This is a genomic window from Aerococcus sp. HMSC23C02 (assembly GCF_001806805.1).
Lineage (GTDB): Bacteria > Bacillota > Bacilli > Lactobacillales > Aerococcaceae > Aerococcus > Aerococcus sanguinicola.
This window is the reverse complement of sequence record NZ_KV786062.1, coordinates 1-20,567: the sequence shown is the minus strand read 5'-3', so window position 1 is coordinate 20,567 and position 20,567 is coordinate 1. Positions and strand designations below refer to the sequence as shown.

18 protein-coding genes and 1 other RNA gene are annotated in these 20,567 nt (G+C 47.4%); 4 read left to right on the top strand and 15 right to left on the bottom strand.

All coding sequences use genetic code 11. The annotated features are described in order from the left end of the window. Positions 1-99: 99 nt before the first annotated feature. The 12 genes from HMPREF3090_RS09095 to mnmA form a co-directional block, all read right to left on the bottom strand. Positions 100-744: a response regulator transcription factor gene (locus tag HMPREF3090_RS09095; protein ID WP_067971722.1), complete on the bottom strand. Its 645-nt coding sequence runs from the start codon at positions 742-744 to the stop codon at positions 100-102. Then, positions 745-1,794, bottom strand: a complete 1,050-nt coding sequence (locus HMPREF3090_RS09090) for a sensor histidine kinase (protein WP_067971724.1) — start codon at positions 1,792-1,794, stop codon at positions 745-747. Continuing rightward, positions 1,791-2,507: a LiaF domain-containing protein gene (locus HMPREF3090_RS09085; protein ID WP_067971727.1), complete on the bottom strand. Its 717-nt coding sequence runs from the start codon at positions 2,505-2,507 to the stop codon at positions 1,791-1,793. The genes HMPREF3090_RS09090 and HMPREF3090_RS09085 overlap by 4 nt, the downstream gene beginning before the upstream one ends. Positions 2,508-2,943: 436 nt before the next feature. Continuing rightward, positions 2,944-3,426, bottom strand: coding sequence for a transcription elongation factor GreA (gene greA, locus HMPREF3090_RS09080; RefSeq protein ID WP_070486525.1), 483 nt, complete (start codon positions 3,424-3,426; stop codon positions 2,944-2,946). Between the two features lie 83 nt (positions 3,427-3,509). After that, positions 3,510-4,127, bottom strand: a complete 618-nt coding sequence (gene udk / locus HMPREF3090_RS09075; RefSeq protein WP_067971733.1) for a uridine kinase — start codon at positions 4,125-4,127, stop codon at positions 3,510-3,512. Positions 4,128-4,138: 11 nt separating this feature from the next. Continuing rightward, positions 4,139-5,335, bottom strand: a complete 1,197-nt coding sequence (mltG, locus tag HMPREF3090_RS09070) for an endolytic transglycosylase MltG (protein ID WP_067971736.1) — start codon at positions 5,333-5,335, stop codon at positions 4,139-4,141. Positions 5,336-5,540: 205 nt separating this feature from the next. Then, positions 5,541-5,822, bottom strand: a complete 282-nt coding sequence (locus HMPREF3090_RS09060) for a DUF1292 domain-containing protein (RefSeq protein ID WP_067971742.1) — start codon at positions 5,820-5,822, stop codon at positions 5,541-5,543. 6 nt (positions 5,823-5,828) lie between these two features. Next, positions 5,829-6,254 (bottom strand): Holliday junction resolvase RuvX, encoded by a 426-nt coding sequence (gene ruvX, locus HMPREF3090_RS09055; RefSeq protein WP_067971747.1) that lies wholly within the window; start codon positions 6,252-6,254, stop codon positions 5,829-5,831. After that, entirely contained in the window at positions 6,254-6,520 is a 267-nt protein-coding gene (locus HMPREF3090_RS09050; protein WP_067971750.1) for an IreB family regulatory phosphoprotein, read from the bottom strand. The genes ruvX and HMPREF3090_RS09050 overlap by 1 nt, the downstream gene beginning before the upstream one ends. An 86-nt stretch (positions 6,521-6,606) precedes the next feature. Beyond that, on the bottom strand, positions 6,607-9,258 hold the full coding sequence (gene alaS, locus HMPREF3090_RS09045) for an alanine--tRNA ligase (protein ID WP_067971751.1): 2,652 nt from the start codon (positions 9,256-9,258) through the stop codon (positions 6,607-6,609). A 289-nt stretch (positions 9,259-9,547) separates the two neighbouring features. Further along, the gene (locus tag HMPREF3090_RS09040) at positions 9,548-12,001 is read right to left on the bottom strand and encodes an SF1B family DNA helicase RecD2 (protein ID WP_067971754.1); all 2,454 of its coding nucleotides are present in this window, start codon (positions 11,999-12,001) and stop codon (positions 9,548-9,550) included. Positions 12,002-12,146: 145 nt separating this feature from the next. Further along, positions 12,147-13,268: a tRNA 2-thiouridine(34) synthase MnmA gene (gene mnmA / locus HMPREF3090_RS09035; RefSeq protein ID WP_067971757.1), complete on the bottom strand. Its 1,122-nt coding sequence runs from the start codon at positions 13,266-13,268 to the stop codon at positions 12,147-12,149. Positions 13,269-13,587: 319 nt separating this feature from the next. Between mnmA and HMPREF3090_RS09030 the strand changes: the two genes are divergently transcribed. Beyond that, entirely contained in the window at positions 13,588-14,010 is a 423-nt protein-coding gene (locus HMPREF3090_RS09030; RefSeq protein ID WP_230080822.1) for a TDE2712 family protein, read from the top strand. 95 nt (positions 14,011-14,105) lie between these two features. Here HMPREF3090_RS09030 and HMPREF3090_RS09025 read toward each other — a convergent pair whose 3' ends face one another. The 3 genes from HMPREF3090_RS09025 to gshAB are packed head-to-tail and all read right to left on the bottom strand — an operon-like array spanning position 14,106 to position 17,887. Next, complete coding sequence (locus HMPREF3090_RS09025; protein WP_067971762.1) at positions 14,106-14,453, bottom strand: hypothetical protein; 348 nt, start codon at positions 14,451-14,453, stop codon at positions 14,106-14,108. Between the two features lie 10 nt (positions 14,454-14,463). After that, positions 14,464-15,594, bottom strand: coding sequence for a cysteine desulfurase family protein (locus HMPREF3090_RS09020; protein ID WP_067971765.1), 1,131 nt, complete (start codon positions 15,592-15,594; stop codon positions 14,464-14,466). 13 nt (positions 15,595-15,607) lie between these two features. Then, positions 15,608-17,887 (bottom strand): bifunctional glutamate--cysteine ligase GshA/glutathione synthetase GshB, encoded by a 2,280-nt coding sequence (gshAB, locus tag HMPREF3090_RS09015; protein WP_067971767.1) that lies wholly within the window; start codon positions 17,885-17,887, stop codon positions 15,608-15,610. A gap of 175 nt (positions 17,888-18,062) precedes the next feature. Between gshAB and HMPREF3090_RS09010 the strand changes: the two genes are divergently transcribed. The 3 genes from HMPREF3090_RS09010 to HMPREF3090_RS09000 all read left to right on the top strand — a co-directional run bounded on the left by HMPREF3090_RS09010 (position 18,063) and on the right by HMPREF3090_RS09000 (position 20,311). Next, positions 18,063-19,346: a replication-associated recombination protein A gene (locus HMPREF3090_RS09010; RefSeq protein WP_067971771.1), complete on the top strand. Its 1,284-nt coding sequence runs from the start codon at positions 18,063-18,065 to the stop codon at positions 19,344-19,346. A gap of 61 nt (positions 19,347-19,407) precedes the next feature. Beyond that, a non-coding RNA gene (gene ssrS, locus HMPREF3090_RS09005) (6S RNA) lies at positions 19,408-19,597 on the top strand. 246 nt (positions 19,598-19,843) lie between these two features. Continuing rightward, positions 19,844-20,311: a universal stress protein gene (locus tag HMPREF3090_RS09000; protein WP_067971775.1), complete on the top strand. Its 468-nt coding sequence runs from the start codon at positions 19,844-19,846 to the stop codon at positions 20,309-20,311. The last annotated feature ends 256 nt before the right edge of the window (positions 20,312-20,567 follow it).

Below are 20,567 nucleotides of genomic sequence, written 5' to 3'. Positions count from 1 at the left end.
CTCCGAGTCTGCCAAGTCGAACCCGACTACAGGGTGTGAGACTTGGCGCTTAATCTTATACATAAGGCATAAAAAAGGAGTAAGTCTTCAGCTGAAGGCTTACTCCTTTTCTTCTTTGACGAGACCATGTTTAAAGGCATAAATAGTGGCTTGAGTTCGGTCAGAAACTTCTAATTTAGACAAAATATTCGAGACATGGGTCTTGACCGTTTTTAATGTAATAAACAGGAGATCAGCAATTTCCTGGTTGGACTTGCCTTCAGCAATTAGGGCTAAGACTTCTAATTCGCGCCGGGTGAGGTCATCGTGCAAGTGGCGCTCCTTAGCCTTGTGCTTATCTTCTTGCATCTTCTCAGACACAGCCTGGGTCATGACTTCCTGTCCAGCCATCACTTGGCGAATGGCTTGAGCAATTTCCTGGGCAGAGGATGTCTTCAAGATGTAGCCCTTAGCCCCTGCTTCCATGGCGGGATACAATTTATCATCATCTAAGAAGCTCGTTACCATCAGGATCCGAGCTTCTGGCCAGTCAGCTAAGATAGCCTGGGTGGCCTCAATGCCATCCATTTCATCCATAACAACATCCATTAAGATAAGGTCTGGTCGCAGGTCTAGGGCCTTATCATAGGCTTCCTGTCCGTTAACCGCCTCTCCTATCACCTCAATGTCTTCCTGGATAGCCAAATACGAGGCTACCCCTAAGCGAACCATTTCATGGTCATCTACAATTAATACTTTAATCATCTAAGTCGTCCTCTTTCTATCCTGGTCTAGGGCAATTTGGATCCGTACTTGGGTCCCCTGCCCCTCCTGGCTAATAATCTGTAGCTCGCCTGCTAGCTGGTCTACCCGTTCGCGGATGTGTTGGAGGCCATAGCCCCCTCGCTGGTCTGCCCCTTGCTTAAAGCCTCGCCCATTGTCCCTAAAGACTAAATAGAGCCGGTCTCGCCGGGTAAAGAGTTGGCACTCAATCTCCGTCGCTTGGGCATGGCGCAAGCTATTGGATAAGAGCTCTTGGACAATGCGGAAGAGATTATTCTCAATTTCTTTATCCAAGTCCCCCACATCGAAGCGGGTGACAAAATGAATCGCCAATTTGCCTTCTAACTCATCAAAGAGATGCTGGATCCCCTGGGCCAGGGACCTTTTTTCTAAGGCAATGGGTCGCAGATGGAGTAGGAGGGCCCGCAATTCATTTTGGGCATTTTGAGCTAGATTAGCAAGCTTCTGACGAAGGTCAGCTTCTGGCCCTGTCTGTTGGTCAGAAACTTGGTCCAAGGTGGCCAGGAGCATGGTCATCGCGAAGAGTTCCTGGCTCACCGAATCGTGGAGTTCCCTGGCCACACGCTGGCGCTCAGCCTGGATAATGTCTGCCTCAGATTTGCCTGTACTGGCCTGGTCCAATTGCAGGTGCAAATTTTGCCTTTCCAAGCGTCCCGACTGAATTGTTGCCTTTAAGCAGTCTAGCCTAGCCAAGAGGTTAGGGCTCAAGTAGAGATTTTCCTTCAAATTCAAACGGTCTAGCTGGTGGATATTGCCTTGGCTGAGCTGGTCCAGGTAATGAAGCAAGAGATCCTCATCACGAAAGATTAAACTATACAAGCACAAGGCTAAAACAAAAGCTAAGAAGCTGGGCAATAAGAGAAAGGCCAGTCCGAGTGGAAGGTCCTGCCAGGTCCATTGGAAGGGAGCCAACCAGCCGAGCTCAAAGCAAAAATACAGGGTCAAGGCGAACAAGGCGTAGCTAAAGATTAAGCAGACCATAAAAATGGAAAATAAACGCCGCCATTTCATAGGAAAACCACCTCAACTTCCCCCCAGAACTGGGTCAAGTCAATAATCAATTCCCGGTCCTCATCCAAGTGGTCGCCTGTACGAAGCGACAAGCGCTGGTTGTTTAGGCAATAGGTCTGTCCCTGCCAGGTCAAGCGGGTTCGATAGGCCTGGATATTCAGTTGGCAGGCCTGGGCTTGGGGAACGACTAATTTTATCCGACCGTGGAGCTGGCTAACCGCCAACCACTGCTTGCCCTTAACTGGCAACTTCTCAGTCAGATCAATAAAACGGTAGGCGTGGAGAGAATAATCATGGAAGCTATTCCAGTCATAAGTCTTGACCGGTACCGTCTTGAAGCCAAGCCAGTCATCCAATTGAAAGAAAGTACCTCGGTCTTGGTCTAACCCTTTTTCACCCTGGACTAGTTGAAAGTCAGTAGTATTCCCTTTCTCTTTTTGCCAAAATTGGATAGCTAGGATCAGCCCAGCTAGAGATAGGATCAGCCAAAAATGGGGCAGCTGAAAGAGGCTCAGACAAAGGATTAATACTGCCAGAAAGAATAAAGGCAAGCGAATATAGGCTGGCCAGGTCTTTCCTGCCGGAGCCAGCATGAAGAGTCCAAGTAAGCTAATCGCTATGAAAAAGACTAAGAAGAGCCCCAACGCTTGTGAAAAATCATACAGAACGAGGCCCAAAATAAACAAGGCCAGTAACTGGCAAATAAACTTCAAAACCATCCCTCCTTTCCTTCTATTATAACAAATCCTCAGACTAATGAATAAAAAAGCTGGAACAAAAAGTCCCAGCTTCAATAAATTATTATAAAATATTTTGCTACGAAACAGGATTCCATCCTGTAGTCAGGCTCGCAGTTGCAGACTTGAAGTGACTTCAGGCAAGTCTGAGCGCCAAGTCTCACACCCTTTTTAGTCGGGTTCGGGTGCACAGAAGTGGCTCCTCTTCACAAAAGCCTATCGAAGGCTTTCAGCCTTCTTTAGTCTTTTGCTCCAGAGGTCCACTTCTGATCGTGCACCCTCACACCCTGTGTAGTCGGGTTCGTCTTGGCAGCTTTCGTATCACTTCACAAGTCCCCGCCGCAGTCTTCGAGACTGCTCTGGTGACTTGCTCCAGTGAACGAAAGCTAACCGCCAAGTCTCACACCCTTTTTTACTCAGCTTTTTCTACTGCGGTGATTTTGAGGGCGAGTTCGCCGCCTGGGGTTTCGAAGCTGACTTGGTCGCCGACTTTTTTGCCGATGAGGGCTTGGGCGATTGGAGATTCGTTGGAGATTTTGCCTGAGAGTGGGTCTGCTTCGGCCTTACCTACGATGGTATAGGCTTCTTCGTCGCCGTCTGGCAATTCCACGAAAGTTACCTTACGACCGATTGAAACTTCATCGCTGTCTAATTCATCTGGGTTAATGATTTCAGCATAGCGGATCATTTTTTCCAATTTGGCGATTTGCCCTTCCACGAAGGCTTGTTCATCTTTGGCTGCCTCATATTCAGAATTTTCTGAGAGGTCCCCATATGAGCGCGCGATCTTGATCCGGCTTACGACTTCTGGACGTCTATTTACTTTTAAATCTTCTAATTCAGCTTCAAGGCGCTGTTTGCCTTCGATTGTCATTGGATAGCTTTCTTCTACCATGAATCTTACTCCTTCATATATAAATTAAAAATCAATAGCAATAGGGTACCACTTTCATGGCCCTATCGCAATATAAGAATGGCTTATTTTAAGATATCTTTTATCTTAGTTTGTAATAAGTCAATGGCCACGTAGTTTGACCCACCTTCTGGAATAATCAAGTCGGCAAAACGTTTCGTGGGCTCGATAAATTCTTCGTGCATGGGTTTAACGACAGACATGTATTGGTCAATGACGGAATCTAGGGAACGCCCCCGTTCGGCCATATCACGCTTGATGCGACGGATGATTCGGATATCCGCATCAGTATCAACAAATACCTTGATCGTCATGAGATCTCTTAGTTCTGGATCATAGAGGGAAAGGATCCCTTCTAGGATAATAATCTTCTTAGGCTCAACATGGACCGTCTCCTGGCTCCGATTGTGTTCAGCGAAGTCATAGACTGGCATGTCGATAGCTTGACCCTGGCTTAATTGGCTAATATGTTCCTTCAAAAGTTCCATATCGAAGGCCAGGGGATGGTCATAATTGGTCTTCTGACGCTCTTCCATGGTCAGATGGGTCTGGTCCTTGTAATAGGCGTCTTGGGGGATGTAAACAATGGATACATCCTTAAATTCTTCCATAATCCGCTGAGTAATGGTTGTCTTCCCACTCCCGGTTCCCCCGGTCACGCCGATAACGATTTGTTCTGTCATATTGTCTCCTCTTAATTACTTGAACTTGTTGCTTGTGTTTGACTTTGGCCAGTGGATTGACTGGCCTTAGGTTGGGCTAGCTTGGCGTCCTCTTCGCTGACGTGTTCATCAACTAGCTTGAGATGGTCTTCATAGGTCTTGGAATAATAAACTTCCCCTGTTGACAGGTCGGCCACAAAATAATAGTAGTCATTTTCTTTAGGATTGAGGACTGCCTGGAGCGATTCCGCCCCTGGATTATTATAAGGGCCTGGCCCCAAGCCTGGATTCTTGTAGAGATTGTAAGGGGAATCCACCTGGGTATCCTTGATGGTCACGTAAGACTTGTGTTCACCCAAGGCGTAATTGACTGAGATGTCCGATTGGATAGGCATCTTGTCGGCTAAACGGTTATAGAAGACCCCTGCGATCATGGCCCGGTCCTCCGTAGTCGACGCTTCAGCCTCTACTAGAGAAGCTAGGGTGAAGATTTCGTTCACGGATAGGTCAGAAGCTTGGAAGGTGGTCTTGTTATTTTGGTAAAACTTATTCGTTTCATCCACCATCTGGGTTACAAAAGCTTCGAGGTCTTGGCCCTCCCGCAACTGGTAGGTTGCCGGGAAGAGATAGCCTTCTAATTTATAACGGACATCGTTATTTTGGCTCACATCGGCCAGAAGCTCCGGATAAGTGGCTAGGAGCTTTTGGAAATAATCTGGACTGGTCACAAGCGCCATGAAGTCTTGGGCTGAGAAAGGCGTATTCTGCTCGATAATGGTCGCCATCGACTCAATATCCGTCCCTTCTGGAATCGCAATTCCCGCTTCCATTTCCTTAGCCCCTTCAGCTAAGTTTTTAGCTGCTTGGGAGAAACTAGAATGGGTTTGCATTTTATAAGTTCCCGCTTGAAGATTTTCAATTGGGTTGAAACGCAGATAGAGGCGGAAAATATCATCATTAAAAATAACCTGCTTATCCTCTAATTCCTGGGCCACACTGGCTTGGCTCGCGCCCTGGGGCACTTCGATGACAATATCCTTAGAAGGCTTAAAGCCCCCAGTTGATGCCATCACCCCAATATAAGCCGCAAAAGCCAAGACGATAACAATCAAGGTAACGAATAAAGACGTGATTAAACGGTTGGTCACCGACTTCCGCTTAGGCCCTTGACCTTCTAAATGTTCCTGTTCGGCTGTTTGTCTAGGCTGCCTTCTTGTTCTTTTTCTCATGTGAACGCTCCTATTCTCTGTTCTCTAGTCGATTCGTGTCAGTGTGCCAATCACAAGGCAAATTATTGGGCAGAGTCTCGCCTGCCACATGATAAAAAAAGAGGCTGGCTTGACGCTGCCATCTCTCAGCCTCTTCTTCAACTGCATCCTTTAACCTGCCCCTATTTGCCACAATCCTTAGCGGGGCCAGGAGCCTTGCAGTCAATTACAATTCATCAGATATAAAGGTATTTAAAACTTCCTCTACCATGTTCCACTCTTCATCACTTTCGATAGGATAGAGACTGCCATTCAATTCATCGTCACTCTCTTGGTAAGAGAAAGCTTGAATTTCAATATCATCGCTGTCCCCTAAACCTGCTGGATAGAGCAGGACATAGGATTTACCAAAATCATCTGATTCGAAAGTAAATAGAATCTCATAGAGGCTCTCATTGCCCTCTTCATCATAAATGGTAATTAATTCTTTATTTTCTTCACTGGCCATTATTTCTCACGCTCTTTCTTGGTCTAAGTAGGTCTGTAAGATAAGAACTGCAGCAAGCTTATCGATCACCTGCTTGCGCTTCTTACGGCTCACATCCCCTGCTTCAATTAACATCCGTTCAGCCTGCATGGTCGTCAAACGCTCGTCTAAATAAACAACTTCTAGGTCAAAGTGTTGCTTCACCCTATCGCCATAAGCGCGTGAAGCTTCCGCACGGGGGCCTTCTGAATTATTCATATTTTTGGGTAGACCAATCACGACCTTGGACGCCTGGTAGCTGTCAATCAACTCACCCAAACGGTCTAAGCCAAATTCCTCTTGGTCTTCATTAATCTGAATGATCTCTAAACCTTGGGCAGTCAGTCCAAGGGGGTCGCTAACAGCGACCCCCACAGTTCTTGAACCAACATCTAATCCTAAATACCTCTTCATTAGACCTCGCGCCCACTCTTTTCCATATAACTGCGAATTAATTCTTCAATAATCTCGTCACGTTCATGATAACGAATTAGGTTGCGGGCCTGGTTATGCCGAGGAATGTAAGCTGGGTCTCCAGACAAGAGATAGCCTACAATCTGACTACTTGGATCATAGCCTTTTTCTACAAGTGCATCATATACGATATCCAGTGTTTCACGAACATTTTTTTCTTTATTCTCATCAAACTTGAAAAGAACTGTTTCATCTTTGACACTCATACCTTATCGCACCTCCAAATCTTTTAACATCATTTTAACCAAAATCTGACAGAAGTACAAGAAGCTAGCCCCTATGTAATCAAAACTTAAACTTGGGTTAACACCTTCTTCACCTCAGCTAGGGCATCAGGAATCCCCGCTGGGTTCTTACCGCCGGCTTGGGCCATGTCTGGACGGCCGCCACCACCCCCGTTAATCTTAGGCGCAATTTGCTTAATAATATCGCCTGCTTTGAGGCCCTTGTCGACCAAGTCCGCCTTAACAGCGACTAAGAGATTAGCCTTGCCCTTGTTTGAAGTAGCGAGAACGAGAAGGTCGGAGTCTGTTCTTTGCTTCCATTCGTCCGAAATCTTCCGTAGGTCGTCCATGTTGCGGTTAGGTAATTCTTGGGCGATCAGACGGATACCAGCTACTTCTTCTACATCTTGGAAGATATCCTTGGCTGCTTGGGCATTGGCCTTGGCATGGAGGGATTCAATTTCCTGGCTCATTTCTTTGTTTTGGCTTTCTAATTGTTTAATCCGATTTAAGATGCCATCTCTTTCCTTGGCCTTGCTTTCCACGCGAATATCTTCCAATAAGTCTTCTAAGCCCTGGAAGTATTGGATGGCAGCCTTAGAGGTTAGGGCTTCAATCCGGCGCACACCAGAGCCGACACCTGTTTCACTGGTAATCTTGAAGAGGCCGATCTCAGCGGTATTCTTCACATGGGTCCCCCCGCAGAGCTCAATCGACCAGTCCGCTACCTTGACCATGCGGACTTCATCCAACTTGTCATACTTGTCGGTAAAGAGGGCCATGGCTCCTTCTGCCTTAGCTGTATCAGCATCTGTAATCACCGTCTTCACAGGAATCGAATCATAAATTTTTTGGTTAACCTCATCTTCAATAGCTTGAAGTTGGTCCGCTTCGATGTGACCAAAGTAAGTAAAGTCAAAACGGAGGTAGCGGTCGTCTAAGAGAGAGCCCGCTTGGTTAACCTGGTCACCTAAGATATCCTTCAAGGCTTGGTGGAGCAAGTGGGTGGCTGTATGGTTCTTACGGATCAAGCTGCGACGCTCCTTGTCCACCACTAAGCGCACCTCTTGGTTGAGATCCAAGGACTGAATGGTTTCAATTTCATGCAGGTTCTGGTCATTAGGGGCGTGTTGGACATCCGTGACATAGGCCAATAATTCACCCGCTGGACTGTAAATGACACCAGTATCCCCGACCTGGCCCCCACGTTCGCCGTAGAAAGGTGTCTTGTCAGCGACTAAGTAGGCGACGCTATCAGCGGGAACATGGTCCACCAATTGGTCCTCATAAACTAGCGCATTGATCTGACCCAGGCTTTCTGTTTCTTGGTAGCCAGTAAACTGACTCGGCACGTCGAGCTCAGAAAGGACGGTCGATTGGACAGCCAAGCCCCCCATTTGTTTGCGGGCAGCCCGAGCTCGTTCACGTTGGGCTTGCATTTCGTCATTGAAACCTTGCTCATCAATGCCAAGGCCTTCTTTTTCCAAGAGCTCTTCGGTCAGTTCCAGTGGATAGCCGTAAGTATCATAGAGCTTAAAGGCATCTTGGCCGGAAAGGACCGTTTGATGATTTTCTTTGAGGGCCTGAATCATGTCATCGAGGATGGCTTGGCCTTCTTCAATGGTTTCTTGGAAGCGTTTTTCTTCCTGGCTGATGATGCTTTCGATGAAGTCTGCCTGTTGGCCAATATTTGGATAGTGGCTCCCCATCACTTCAGCCACAACGGGAACCAATTGGGCCAAGAAGGCTTCCTTAATCCCAAGTTGTTTAGCGTACATCACGCTGCGGCGGATTAAACGGCGGAGGATATAGCCCCGACCTTCATTGGAAGGTAAGGCCCCGTCACCGATGGCAAAGCTTACCGCCCGGACATGGTCAGCGATCACTTTGAAAGCCGTATTAATTTCTTTGTTTTCTCCGTAATGGTGGCCGTCAGTCAGCGGTTCAATGGCCTTAATAATCGGTACGAAGAGGTCGGTTTCAAAGTTAGTTTCCGTATTTTGGATGACGCTGGTGATCCGTTCTAACCCCATGCCGGTATCAATGTTCTTCTGTTCGAGGGGTTGGTAGCTTCCGTCAGGCATGTGGTTGAATTGAGAGAAAACCACATTCCAAATTTCGAGATAGCGTTCATTTTCGCCCCCTGGATACATTTCAGGATCGTCGTCCGCTAAATCTTGGAAAGCTTGACCCCGGTCAAAAAAGATTTCCGTATCTGGTCCACAGGGGCCTGCGCCTAAGTCCCAGAAGTTATCTTCTACGGGAACAAAGTGGTCTTCACTCAGTTGGGTGGTTTTACGCCAGATATTTAAACTCTCTTCATCGTCTGGATGATAGGTCATGTAGAGGCGGTCTTTGTCTAGTCCCAACCATTTCTCATCGGTAAGGAATTCCCAGGCCCAAGGGAGCATTTCTTCCTTGAAATAGTCCCCAATTGACCAGTTCCCTAACATTTCAAAGAAGGTTTGGTGGCGGGCAGTTACCCCGACATTCTCAATGTCATTGGTCCGGATACATTTTTGGGCATTGGCAATCTTTGGATTTTTAGGTTTTTCTGACCCGTCCAAATAATGTTTCAGGGCGGCTACCCCTGAGTTGATCCATAAGAGGGTCGGATCATCTTGGGGAACCAGCGAAGCGCTGGGATAGATATCGTGGGACTTGCTTTCCCAGAAATCTAAGAATAATTGCCGAATGTCTGCACTAGTTAATTGTTTCATCATATCCTCCTAAAAAAAATAACGGTGCTATTACAATAAAGGGCGCTTGAAACGCGGTACCACCTTTATTGTAATATCACCGTCTTTGATATTACCACTTCATTAGCTTGTTAACGCGAGCGCGGCAAATTTTCATCTGCGATTTTAAGAAGAGAGCGTCCATTGAGGAGTGAACGCTTGCACTATCCGTTCTCGCTAGAAGTCTCATGGATAAATTCTTCTCTAGATTTCAAATCATACTGATTATAATGCGTCTTAGGTCATGCTGTCAAGTCGCGGGCCCATTCTTCTAGAAATCATAGGGACTTAACCCATCCATCCCAATCATCGGGTCAATGGCCTGGCTAGCTACCAAGTCTGGGGTCAGTCGCTTAGGGCCCTGGTCAAGATCGGGGGCCTCGGCTTTTGAGGCTGCTTCTCTAGGGGGCTGTTTGTGTTCAGATTCTATTGCTTCCTTCTGACTCGCCGGAGACTCTTTACCGGCACGAATCAATAGGAAATCATAGAGCTGGGTCTGCCGGCTAGCGCCCTGGTGCTGGATAGCATGGGCAAAGGCCGCCTCTTCCCCGCACATAATCAGAGACTGCTTAGCCCGGGTAATAGCTGTATAGACCAGGTTGCGCTTGAGCATACGTTGGTGCTGGTGGACCAAGGGCAGGATGACAATAGGGAATTCCGAGCCCTGGGCCTTATGGATAGAGGTACAGTAGGCCAGGGTCAGCTGCTTCCAGTCGGTTCGCGTATAAGTCACCTCAACCTCATCGAAGGCTACCACGATTTCATCCGCCTTTGATGCGGTTTCTTTGGCAAAGAAGATGGCCACAATTTCCCCCATATCCCCATTAAAGACATTCTTTTCAGCCTGGTTTTGCAGCTGGAGCACCTTGTCCCCTACCCGGAATATCTTCTCAAAGTAGACCACTTCCCGCCGTCGGTTATCGGGATTGGGGTTTAAGCGCTCTTGGAGGACCTCATTGATGTGGTCGATTCCTGCCTCACCCTTGTACATGGGAGCGAGAACTTGGACATCGCGCAAAAGATAGTCCTTGGCCACGGCACGTTCGGCGATCTGGGCAACGATTTCCGCAATTTGCGCGCTCTGGGCCTTGATAAAGGACCGATCAGCGTGTTGGCGGGTCAGGTCTGGCGAGAGCAGGCCCTGCTTGATCTGGTGGGCCAATTCGGTAATCGAGGAGTCATCACTCTGCCGAAAAATTTCATCCAACTCTCGGGCTGGCGCGACCTGAGCCCTCAAGATGTCAGCCAGCACCTGACCAGGACCAACTGATGGCAACTGGTCCTCGTCCCCGACAAAGATGACCTGCATATAAGGCGGGATGCTCTCAAGGAGCTGGTAGGCTAACCAGGTATCCACCATGGACAGTTCATCGACAATCAAGAGGTCGGCTTCTAACATCTGCCCGATTCCCTCGACCCCTTCATCGGATTCATCCTTGGTCAGGCCGAGCAGGCGGTGGAGAGTCGAGGCGGGTAGACCAATTACTTCAGACATCCGCTTTGCCGCCCGTCCTGTTGGCGCGGCTAAAGCGATGGGATAACTATCCTCCAGATAGTCTTCCTCCGCCAAGGACAGGTTTTTAAGTCGGGCATAGACAGCAACAATCCCCTTAAGGACCGTCGTCTTCCCCGTCCCAGGTCCACCGGTTAGGACATAGAATTTGGATTGGAGGGCTTCTTTGATGGCTTGTTTTTGGGCATGGCCATATTTGAGATTCCACTCAATCTCAACCTGGTCAATGGCCCGGTCAATGGCTTCCTGGTCTAAATCCTGACCGAGCGGAGAGGCAATCATATCCGTCAGGCGGCGAGCAATGGTCTCCTCCTGTAAGAAGAGATGGGGCAGGGCCACCCGAGTCGAAGCTTCAGGGCAGATAAGGAGGCCTTCTTCCAGCATTTGGTCTAAAGTATCCTGGACAGCTTGAGCGGGCACCCGGTCCTGGTAGAGGCCCAGATTGACCTGGTCTGTCGCCACTTGTACCAGCTGGTCCGCTTCCACATAGGTATTGCCGGACCGGTAGCAGATTTCATAGAGGCAATAATTTAAGGCCCCTGCCAAACGCTTGGGACTATCATAGGCCAGGTCCATCTTAGCCGCTAGCTGGTCCGCCCGCTTGAAACCGAAGCCCTCAATCTCACGCACCAATTGATAGGGGTTCTCCTCGATCACTTCCACGGCTTGGTCCCGGTATTTCTCATAGATCCGAGCAGCCAGGCTAGACGAAAAGCCCCATTCGGAGAGCTGCATCATCACCCGCTGACTGCCCTGGTCTTCTTGGATCAACTCCACCAGCATGGTCCGCAATTTCTTGGATAGCCCTTTGACTTCCTTTAAGCGCTCCGGCTCAGCCAGGATCACATCGATGGCCTGGCTACCGAGGACTTCGACAATCCGGCTGGCCAAGGTCTTCCCAATGCCTGGAAACTGCGAGGAAGAAAAATAGCGAACCAAGCCATTCTTACTGGTGATTTTAACCGGTTCAAACGATTGGACTTGAAACTGGAGGCCATACTTGGCATGTTCAACCAAGTGACCATTAAATTGATAGGCCGTTCCTTCTTGAACTGAGACAAAATTCCCCGTCACGACAATTTTTTTCTCCGAGTACATGGTATTGGTTTCTTCTACAGAAATTTGCATCACCTTGTAATAATTAGTCGGATTCTCAAAGAAAACCGCCTGGATTTCCCCAATTATATAATCTAAATCCTCCGTCTGACTCATCTCCCTCCTCCTTTCATTGCCATTCCTATGCGCTCTACTCTTAGATATCAGCAGAGCCTTCAAACTTTAACACTCCACCTATTATAGCACAAGGCCCTCCCAAAGAAAAAAGCCCCAGATCTCTGTCTGGAGCTCATCCAATCCTTTACTGGTACTGCAGTTGCTTATCGCCTTGGTAGGCAGCATCGATGGTGCCCCCACCCAAGCACTCTTCCCCGCGGTAAAAGACAATAGCTTGGCCTGGTGTAATCGACCGGGCAGCTTCTTTAAAGGTCACCTTGGCTGTTCCATCGTCTTGAATTTGGACACGGACAGGCAGGTCCTTTTGCCGGTAGCGGGTTTTAGCTGTGCATTCAAAGTCCGTCTCTGACCAATCATCCTGGGTAAAGGAAAGGTCGCTGGCTGCTAGCCAATCCGCATAGAGCATGGGATGGTGGAAGCCTTGGCCCACATAGAGTTCATTCTTAGCTTGGTTCTTACCAATAACGAACCAAGGCTCATTGCCCTTGCTAGTCCCGCCAATGCCTAGACCCTTACGTTGGCCAATGGTATAGTACATAAGCCCGGCATGTTCACCCATTAGCTGGCCATCCAGAGTCAGCATCTTGCCGGGTTTAGCTGGCAAGTAATTGGAGAGAAAGCTCTTGAAATTCCGCTCTCCAATAAAGCAAACCCCTGTGGAATCTTTCTTATGGGCAGTGGCTAGGTCGTTTTCTTCAGCGATTTTACGGACTTCCGACTTCTCCAAGTGGCCGATGGGGAAGAGAGCTTTCTGCAACTGGTCTTGAGACAATTGGTTCAAGAAATAGGTTTGGTCCTTATTATTATCCTGGCCTCTCAGGAGGTGGACACGGCCATCCTCATCACGGCGGACTTGGGCATAGTGGCCCATAGCGATATAGTCCGCTCCCAACTCTTCAGCATAGGCTAAGAAGGCCTTAAATTTAATTTCTTTATTGCACATCACGTCCGGATTAGGTGTCCGGTCCTTCTTATACTCATCTAAAAAATAAGTAAAGACCCGGTCCCAATACTCTTTCTCAAAATTGACAGAGTAATAAGGAATGCCAATCTGTTCAGCAACCTTGGCTACATCTTGATAGTCTTCAGTCGCCGTACAGACACCATTCTCATCCTTTTCATCCCAATTCTTCATGAAAAGGCCAATGACTTCATAGCCCGCTTCTTTCAATAAGAGCGCGGAAACACTAGAGTCTACCCCTCCAGACATGCCGACAATGACACGTTCTTTCTTTGCTTCTGACACAACATCACCATCTTTCTTTATAAATTTACGATTGAAGGTCGTATTTGTGTTGTGTTAACATCTCCCTATTCTACGGCCTCCCCAAGGAAATTTCAAGTGAGATTGCTCTGAAGGACAATCCTAACAAAAGAATGGTCAAATAAGGGCTTTCATGTTATAACTCTCCTAGGGTTTAAACTGCGCGATAATAGAAAGGAGGCATGACATTTATAGGTTAGAGAGCATTAAAATTAACAACGAAGTAATTGAATTACTCCAATTTCTATGGCAAACCGTAGCGACTGGAAACAAAGGCAGCGATTCCTACATCTCAGATATTGTGTCAAATCCCGCGATGGAAGCCATTTATACGGAAGACTTCGACCAAGAAACTGCCCGGATGGTTCTTTCTGCTATCGTTAATAAGGAATCTTTAGCAGAAGCCAGTCCGAAAGCTAAGGAATTTTATGACTTTAACTTCTTTAACGCCGATGATCCGGGTAACGTTGAGATGATGCTCCCCATTGTTAAACAATTAAATGTGTACCAATTAAAGGATGTCTTTAATTGTGATACCCGTTTCAATAAACTCATCATTAATTTCGTCGGAGCTTATGATATTAGCCACGTGATTGAAGAGAACGTCTTAGCCATCAACTTCTTTAAGCTCGGCATTGATTGGGCGACCATGGATCAAGCCCTCATCGAAGGCCAAAGCCTTGAAGACTTTATCCAAGCTTGCGCCAAAGAAATCCTCAACTAAGATAAAAAAATAGAGAGCCTGGAACAACAATTCCAGGCTCTCTATTTTTCTATATTTCATAATGGAGCCTTACAGCCCCTTCAGCCAAGCCTCACTTATTCAGAAACTACTTGGATGATTTGATATTTTTCCATGTCGGCTAAGATAAAGTCCAAGGCCTCTACGAAGTCCGCCATGCCATCTGACTTAAAGACATTGACCGTCTTCAAGCCTTTTTGATTGGTCACATTCATTTTAAGCCCTGTTAGTTCTTTATCCACAGTGATCTTCAAGCGCACGGCACGGGCACTGGCGAAATCAGGTTTCACTTCCTGGTCATACTGGAAATTGCCTGATTTTGTTTCGACAAAATGATAGTCACGCAAGCTATATTTTTTACAGTCAGGATGGAGCTGGTAAACTTTAGCTCCCCCTGGTAACTTTGCGGTTTTTGGATAAGCCATAGAATCCTCCTTATGAATCAAAACTAGCTAATCGATCAAGCACTTGGTCAAGCTCAGCCTGGCTGGTATGCGGATCAAAAGATAGGCGCAAGCTTTGACGAATGCGGTCATCTTCTTCCCCATACAAATTGACCAAGACGCGGCTAGGCTCTAAAGACCCCGCACTACAAGCAGACCCAGCTGATAAGTAAATATCTTGGAGGTCACACTTGATCAGAGTTTGGTCACTCGGGTGTCCCGGCCAATAAATATTTAAAATATTCGCCAGTTCAGCTTGCTGAGGCCCGTTAATTTGGAAATTGAGCCCTCGCGCTTCAGCTCCATCGAGGAAATATTGGCGTAGAGAGCGCAATTTTTCCATCCGCTCAGCCATATTATCCTTGGCCAAGTCAACCGCCTTGGTCAAGCCAGCAATGAGAGGGTAACTTTCGGTAGAGGCCCGCTTGCCATGTTCCTGACCGCCCCCGGGCAGGTAAGACTTGAAGTTCTGGTTACTGTCTCGATAGTAAAGAAAACCGATTCCCTTGGGCCCATGGATCTTATGCGCCGAAAGAGCCAAGGCGTCAATATGGAGGGCTTCCACATCAATCGGCACCTTCATATAAGTTTGTACCGTATCAGTGTGGAAAAAGATTCCTCGCTCCTGGCAAATCTTCCCGACCTCTTCAATCGGTTGGAGACTGCCCAATTCATTATTCCCATGCATAATCGATACAATAATGGTATCTTCACGCAAGGCCGCTTGGAAGTCATCCAGTGAAATATGCCCATCTTGGTCTATATCTAGATAAGTCACTTCAAAACCTTGGTCTTCCAGACGGTGCATGCATTGGTAGACGCTGGAATGCTCCACCTGGCTTGAGATAATGTGACGTCCCTGTGACTGTAAGCGCTCAGCAGTCTCTAGGAGGGCCGTCGTATTGGCTTCCGTTCCGCTTGAGGTAAAGATAATATCCTCCGCCTTGGCGTTCAAGGTCCCCGCAATCGTCCGCCGGCAGGACTCAATCTTATGGCGGACGTCTCGGCCTAATTGATAAGTGCTTGAGGGATTCCCAAAGTCATTCAAAAAGGCATCTGTCATGCAGGCCACCACATCGGGATGGACAGGGGTGGTTGCTGCATAATCTAAGTAAATAGCCAATTCTGATTCCTCCTTAATCTTTAAATATTTTTTCAGGGAAAAGATAGGCAAGTAGGTCTTTGGAAATACGTCGTCCCTTGCCCTGGGCGGGATAAATATGCATCATCATCATGGGATTATAATTGGCTTCAATTAAGGCATAGTTATCTGCCTGGGCCGCTTGATGGCGGTCTCTGATCATCAGGTCAAGCCCCGTCACCTTAACGTCTAGGGCCTGGGCCATTTGACTAGCCAGTTCCAGATAAGATGGATCCATATCGTCCGTCACATCGATGGAATCGCCCCCCGTCGAAATATTAGAATTCTCTCTTAAAGGAACAATTTCATCTGCTTCAGGGACGCTATCGAAGTCATAACCGTAAGCTTCTAAGACCAAAGCCGCTGACCGGTCTAGGCTGATCTTTTCCAAGGGGGTCCGGTGGTTCTCGCCCCGCTTAGGATCTTGGTTCTTGAGATCAACTAGTTCACGGATACTGTGCTGGCCGTCTCCTTTAACAAAGGCCGGAACCCGGAGCAATACGGCTAAACACTTGCTATCGAGAACGAAGAAACGATATTCAGTCCCCTCGGCAAATTCCTCCACGAGAACCGTATCATCATAGCCAAAAGCAATATCAAAAGCTTCTCTAAGGCCTTCCTGGCTCGCCCCTTCTTTAAAGATGGAGATGCCTACCCCCATATTCGTCGATTTGGGTTTGACGACTACTTTCTTGTCCACAAAGAGCCCGGCTGCAGCCTGGGCAGCGTCTAGTGAGTTAAAAGTCTGGCTCTTAGGCACCGTAAAACCGGCCGCCTGGAGCAGGTCCTTGGTCACGACCTTATTGCCCATCAAATAATAAGAGATCAGCGAATCTTTGCCCGTAATATTAGCATTCTTGACATATTCCGTATGGTCCCGGTAGGTCAAGGCAATTAACTGGTCTTGCCGGTCCAAAATATCAATCCACAAGCCTTGTTGGATCGCATCCGCCAATAGGATCTGAGTCGATAATTCCATATCCTCAAAGCCTCCTAAGAGATAAGGATGGGCAAGTGCCGCTTCCTTATTGGCCTTGGCATGGTCTAAATTATTCGCTAGCCAGGTGTCGACGGTTGGATTGTTTGTCACCAAGCGCCCACTCGGGGTCAGGCTAGGGTCCAGTAGGCGCTGGCGCATACTGTCAATGAGCGGATTGAGAGTGTCGGAAACGCCTAAGCTTTCCACCATCTCGGTCATGCCCTCTAAGAGGTTGAGTCCTTCTTCCTGGTAAGCAGTTGGCTGGAGCGTTTCTTCTTCTGCAACCTCTAACTTCATCTCATAGCCCTGGTAAACGTCGGGCATCTGGCAGTCCATATCAGCCCATACTAGGTAGAGAATGAAATATTTCATGAAACGGATGTCATCCAGACCAATCCCGTAAGCTTCCTCCGCTTGGATATCAAAGAGGCGGAATTCCAGATACTTAATCCCTGTCTCCAAGAGGCCTCGAGCTTGCTTAGCCCCACGCAGGCGGACATTGGAGTAGAATTCCTTCTCAGCAATCAGGCGACCATCCTTAACATTGGCTTCTAATTCTTCCACATAGTCTGGAAGGTTATCGTAGGTGTAGGTCACATCTTTCTTATTAACATAGCCCAAATGGGAATTGCGGATGCTCCGGATAGGATGGGGGAAAATATCTTCTGCCCGATTATAGAAGGAGTCATGGGCGCTCGGTGTCGCGCCAAATAAATAGACAATCAGCCACTCATAGCGCAAGAAATTACGGGCTAAGCGCAAATAAAAGGCCGTTGTGAATTCTTTGATAGAGGCATAGCCTTGGTCATCGGCCTGGTAGAAGATTTCTAACAGGTCTTGGTCAAAACCAAAGTTAAAATGAATGCCAGAAATCATCTGCACCTTCTTGCCATAAGCCTTGACTAGGTACTCCCGATAAGCCACATCTTCAACTTTGTCGAGGTCAGCCACATGGATGGCATCATCTTCTGGTAAAACGGGAGGCATGCTGGAAGGCCAGAGCAATTCATCCTCTGCCAATGATCTTAGAGCTACTTGGTGGATGGCCTCAAGCCAATGGTAAACCCCCTCTTCTGAGTAAACAGGAGGAGTCACCAACTCCAATTGGGACTCCGCAAAGTCTCTTTGGATATACTTGTTATCTGAACTGCCATCAACAGCAGATGGATGGGGGCTTCGTGCTAAGTCTCCATTTGTTTTGATACGGTGGCCTTCGCGCTCAATACCGAGCGACACATGCTGGAAGGCGGTTTTCAGTTCGGGGTGTGCATTAAGGAAAGCTTGAAAATGACGCATACACAGCTCCTTCTCTCTTTTTATAAATTTAGATAGACTATATGACTATTTTAGCACGGGGATCCGGTATTCGCACAGATTTAAACTTAATTTAATTATTTTTAGTAAGTAAATTCCTTTCAGTCTTGATTTATAGTATATTAGAATAAGAAGATAAACTAAAGGAGGTAATCATATGGCCCAAGCAAAAGCCCCGCTCGCTTATCGGATGCGGCCTCAAAAAATCGAGGATATGCTCGGCCAAGCCCACTTAATTGGCCCCAAACAAATTATTCGGCGGATGGTGGAAGCCAACCGTCTCAGTTCTATGATTCTCTATGGCCCACCTGGAACGGGTAAGACCAGCCTGGCCCAGGCCATTGCTGGGTCACTCGATATCCAACTGCGCCAGCTCAATGCAGCAACGGACACTAAGAAAGACCTCCAACAAGTCGCTGCCGAAGCTAAAATGAGCGGGCAAATCATCCTGCTCTTAGACGAAATCCACCGTTTGGACAAGGCCAAGCAAGACTTCTTGCTCCCCCACTTGGAAAACGGACGCATTATCCTAATCGGTGCGACGACCGAAAACCCCTATATCAGCATTAACCCAGCCATCCGTAGCCGGACGCAAATCTTCCAGCTCGAACCCCTCAGCCAGGCTGATATCAAGCAAGGCCTAGAGAAAGCTCTGGCCGATGAGGAAAGAGGGCTCGGCAAGTTAGCCATTCAAATCGATGACGCCGCCCTAGACCACCTGGCCCAAGCCTCAAACGGGGACATCCGCTCTGCCCTTAATGCCCTGGACTTGGCGGCTCTCTCAACCCCTGAAGACGACCAGGGCCAGATCATCATTGACCTCGCAACGGCCGAGAATTGTATCCAGAAGAAGTCCTTCAGCCACGATGCGGATGGCGACCAGCACTATGATGTCATCTCCGCCTTCCAGAAGAGTATTCGCGGGTCGGACGTTGATGCTGCCCTCCTCTATGCGGCTCGTTTGATGGAAGGGGGCGACTTAAAAGTCCTCTGCCGTCGCCTCTTAATTACGGCTTACGAAGATATCGGTCTAGCCAATCCAGAAGCCTGCCAGAGAACCCAGGCAGCGGTCGATGCCGCCCTTCAAGTTGGCTACCCGGAAGCCCGAATTCCCCTAGCTAATGCCATCATTGACCTGGCTCTATCCCCCAAGTCCAATTCAGCCATCAAGGCTATCGATGCTGCCTTAGCTGATGTTCGCCAAGGCAAAGCTGGCCTTGTCCCCAAACACCTGCGCGACGGCCACTATGCAGGCTCTAAAGCCCTCGGCCATGGCCAAGGCTACCGCTACCCCCACGACTACCCAAACCACTGGGTCGCCCAAGACTACCTGCCTGATACCCTCAAAGGTAAACATTACTACCAGGCTGGTCAAACCGGTAAGTACGAACAAGCCCTCGGACAGATGCAAGCCTACCGAGAAAAATTAAAAAAAGGATAAGTTAAAACTTTCAGGCGTAATCGCTTGCATTTTTTAGTATCTAATGATAAATTATAAGAGAAGAGTTCTGAAGTGTACGTGTTATTCCTTTAATGTGTTGACCGAACAAATTTTACTATCTAGGGATTCGTGAACTCCAGTGGAGGACACGCCCCATCACGGGGAAGTCTGAAGCTGGATAGCGAAACCCACCTGCACTTAAGAGAGCGGGTTCAATACAGATAGAGCACACGGCACCTGTCGGAGCTCTTTTTTTGTATTTTTTACCTAGCTGTTTTATAAAGCTATCGACATTTTGTTTCGATAATTCGAAATTGAATCAGACACCTTTATATACCAACTAGTTTTGCTTAAAAGTAAAGCAAATGTTTACCCAATCAATTGAGTAAACTACCATTTATGAAAAGACTTGTGAAATCTTAAGCTCACAACAATGAAGTCGATTTAATTTTTTCAAAAAGATGTTATAATAGAGGTAAAGAAGGAGTGTGATCACTATGTATCAAGAGTATTCACGTATTTTAGCCCCTATTGATGGTTCTAAAGAAGCTGAACTAGCTTTCAAAAAGGCGGTCCATGTGGCAAAGCGCAATAACGGTGCCCTAGTCATCGCTCATATTATTGATACACGTGCTGTCCAAACCCCAACCGGCTATGAAGGCGCCTATACCAATGAATTAGTGGAACAAGCTTCTAGCGTTCTCAATGATTACAAGACTTACGCTGAAAAAGAAGGCGTCCAGGAAGTTGAAACCATTATTGACTATGGTTCACCAAAAGTTCAAATTGCTAAAGACCTAGCCTTGGAAAAGGAAATTGATCTGATTATGATCGGGGCCACTGGGCTGAATGCAGTTGAACGCCTCTTCATCGGTTCTGTTTCAGAATACGTTATCCGCAATGCCCCTTGCGACGTCCTAATCGTCCGGACCGACCTGGAAAACAATGAATACCATCGCAAATAGTATAAGATTAAAAGAGACAGGCCAAGCGCTTGTCTCTTTTAATGGAATCAGTCTTTTTATATCATCTAATTCGAAACATGATTTGATCGAATCGCAAATAAGTGTATGTATTAAAAAGTCCATTTACTAAATCTCTTGCTTTTAAAAATAGATATCTAGTAATTAACTAAGGTATTATTTCTATATCAAATGCTTTTGAGCAAGAGTGAAGCTTTGAATTTGATCGTTAGCCATGAACGAGCAAGCGATGTGAATT